The organism is Bradyrhizobium sp. SHOUNA76 (assembly GCF_023006445.1).
Classification (GTDB): Bacteria; Pseudomonadota; Alphaproteobacteria; order Rhizobiales; family Xanthobacteraceae; genus Bradyrhizobium.
The window spans coordinates 1-2,605 of the sequence record NZ_JALBHA010000696.1 but is presented as its reverse complement, the minus strand read 5'-3'; the positions used below and the strand labels follow the sequence as shown (position 1 = coordinate 2,605).

At 68.8% G+C, this 2,605-nt stretch carries 4 protein-coding genes; all 4 read left to right on the top strand.

Annotated features, from left to right (window positions below; translation table 11 throughout):
* Positions 1-508: 5-oxoprolinase subunit PxpB (gene pxpB, locus MOV74_RS35795; protein ID WP_246931931.1), on the top strand; the 508-nt coding region annotated here is incomplete at its 5' end.
* Positions 505-1,491: a biotin-dependent carboxyltransferase family protein gene (locus MOV74_RS35790; RefSeq protein ID WP_246931929.1), complete on the top strand. Its 987-nt coding sequence runs from the start codon at positions 505-507 to the stop codon at positions 1,489-1,491. The genes pxpB and MOV74_RS35790, both read left to right, overlap by 4 nt.
* The gene (locus tag MOV74_RS35785) at positions 1,488-1,913 is read left to right on the top strand and encodes a biotin/lipoyl-containing protein (RefSeq protein WP_246931928.1); all 426 of its coding nucleotides are present in this window, start codon (positions 1,488-1,490) and stop codon (positions 1,911-1,913) included. The genes MOV74_RS35790 and MOV74_RS35785 overlap by 4 nt, the downstream gene beginning before the upstream one ends.
* On the top strand, positions 1,910-2,605 hold a 696-nt coding region (locus MOV74_RS35780; protein ID WP_246931926.1), incomplete at its 3' end, for a LamB/YcsF family protein. The genes MOV74_RS35785 and MOV74_RS35780, both read left to right, overlap by 4 nt.

Here is a 2,605-nt window from a genome sequence, read left to right as displayed (position 1 = left end):
CATGAACAATCTCATGGTCACTTTCGCCGAGCCGCCACGGCACCGCGGGCAACTCGAGCACACGCTGATCGAGCTGTGGCACGCCGTCGAGCCGCTTCCGGCCGCCGGGCGCTGCCTCGATCTGCCGGTGGTCTATGGCGGCGACGGCGGCCCGCATATGGCCGACGTCGTGGCCCACACCGGATTGAGTGTCGACGATATCGTCACGATCCACAGCGCTCCGACCTACACCGTCTACGCCCTCGGCAGTCATCCCGGGTACTGCTATCTCGGCGGCATGGATCGGCGCATCGCGACGCCGCGGCGCAAGGTCCCGGTGCTGCGCATTCCACGCGGCGCCGTTTCCATCGGCGGCAGCCAGACCGGCGTCTCCGCTTCAGATGGGCCAAGCGGCTGGAATACGATCGGCAGCACCGAGGTGGCGTTCTTCGATGTCGAGCGGACGCCGCCAGCGCTCCTGCAACCCGGTGACTGCATCCGCTTCAAGCCAAACCGGGTGCTGCGATGATCGAGGTGCTGTCGGCCGGCGCGCTTGCCACGGTGCAGGATCTCGGCCGCACCGGCGCGCTCAACCTCGGCGTCGGGACATCGGGCGCCATGGACCCGTTGGCGCTTGCCGCCGGAAACATCCTGCTGCGCAACGAGGAGAATGCGGCAGCTCTCGAGATACCGCTGTTCCCGTTCCGCGTCCGATTCACCCGTCCGACGGTGTTCGCCGTGACCGGCGCGGATTGCGCGCCGCAGCTCGACGAGGCGCCAGTGCTGCCATGGTGGGCTCACCGCGCCGATGCCGGTCAGGTGCTCGCGCTCGCCGTTCCCTCAGCTGCGACCTGGCGCGCCTGCCGCGCCTATCTGTGCATCGCGGGCGGGATCGATGTTCCGTTGGTGCTCGGCTCGCGCAGCACTCAGCTGCGCGGCGCCTTCGGCGGGCTGGAGGGCCGTCCCCTGCGCGACGGCGATGGGTTGCCGATTGTCGCGACATCCGATCGCGCCAAGACAGGCTTCGGCATCACGCCGCCCGGTCTAGCCCTGCCGTCGGAGGTGGACGGGCTGCCTGCCGTGCGGGTGCTGCCGGCGGCCGAATACGATAGCTTCGCGCCGTCTTCCCACGAGGCGCTATGGTCCGAGCCGTGGAAGATTACGTCGCAGAGCGACCGTTACGGCTATCGTCTCGCCGGCCCCGAGCTCAGGCCGCAGCGACCCATGGAGCTGCGCTCCCACGGCATTGTTCCAGGCGTGATCCAGGTCCCCCATGGTGGCCAGCCGATCATCCAGATGCGCGATGCGCAGCCGTCGGGCGGCTACCCCAAGATCGGCACCGTCATCGACGCCGACCTCTGGCGCCTCGGCCAAGCTCCCATCGGAAGCCGGATTCGTTTCGTGCTGTGCAACTGGGACGAGGCGCTGGACGCGTTGGCGGCGACCCGGCGCTGGCTGAGCAACGTCCGCCGATTGGTTGAGCTCTACTGCGACCAGGGAGCGGTGCGATGACCAATCCGCTCAACCATGTCGATCAGCTCTGCGCCTTCCTCGCGGCGACCGACATCGGCCTGCTCGAGCTGAAAGGCCCAGCCGGGGTGCTGCGCCTGCGGCATGACGGCGCCCGCGTCGAGGTCGAGATGATCGAGGCTGCGGCGGCGGCCCTGATTTCTCCACCCACGCAGGTCATTCGGGCACCCGTGCCGGGCATCTACCTCGACCGCCATCCATTGCGCTCGCAACCATCGGTCGCCGTCGGCACCGAGGTCGCCGCCGGCACGCCGCTCGCCTTCCTCCAGATAGGACCGCTCTTGCTTCCGGTCCCGGCACCGGAGGACGGTCTGGTCGCTGAGAAGTTCGCCGAGCATGGCGCGACCGTGGGATACGGCGCGCCCCTGATCGGATTGCAGCCGCACGGGAGTGACGCCGAATGAAGATCGATCTCAATGCGGATCTGGGCGAGGGCTACGGCCCCTGGTCCATGGGCGACGACGACGCTCTGCTCGGCCTCGTCTCGTCGGCCAACATCGCCTGCGGCTTTCACGCAGGCGACCCGCTGATCATGCAGCGCACCGTGGAATCGGCAAAGGCGCGTGGGGTCGATGTCGGCGCCCATGTCGGTTTCCCGGATCGCCAGGGCTTCGGCCGCCGGGTGATGCAGATCGATGCCACCGAACTCGCGGCGATGGTCACCTATCAGCTCGGCGCGCTTGCAGGCATCGTCCGCGCAGCCGGTTACCGCATGACCCACTTGAGCTTCCACGGTGCCTTGGGCAACATGGCCGCCGCCAACGCCGGGCTCGCCGAACCGCTGGTCCGCGCCGTCGCCGCGTTCAATCGGGAGCTCCTCATCGTATCGTCGACCAGTCGCGCCATCGAGGGGGCGGCGGCGGCTTGCGGCTTGCGCGTCGCCACGACTTTCCTGGCAGACCGCGCCTACGACGATGACGGACTGCTGGTGCCCCGGGGCACGGCCGGCGCGGTCATTCACGACCCGGCGCTCGTGCTCGAACGGGTGCAGCGCCTGCTTTGCGAGGGCGTCGTCATCACCGCGACCGGCCGGGCGCTGCCGATGCAGGCCACATCGATCCTGCTGCATGGCGACACCCCGGGCGCGGTCGAGTTC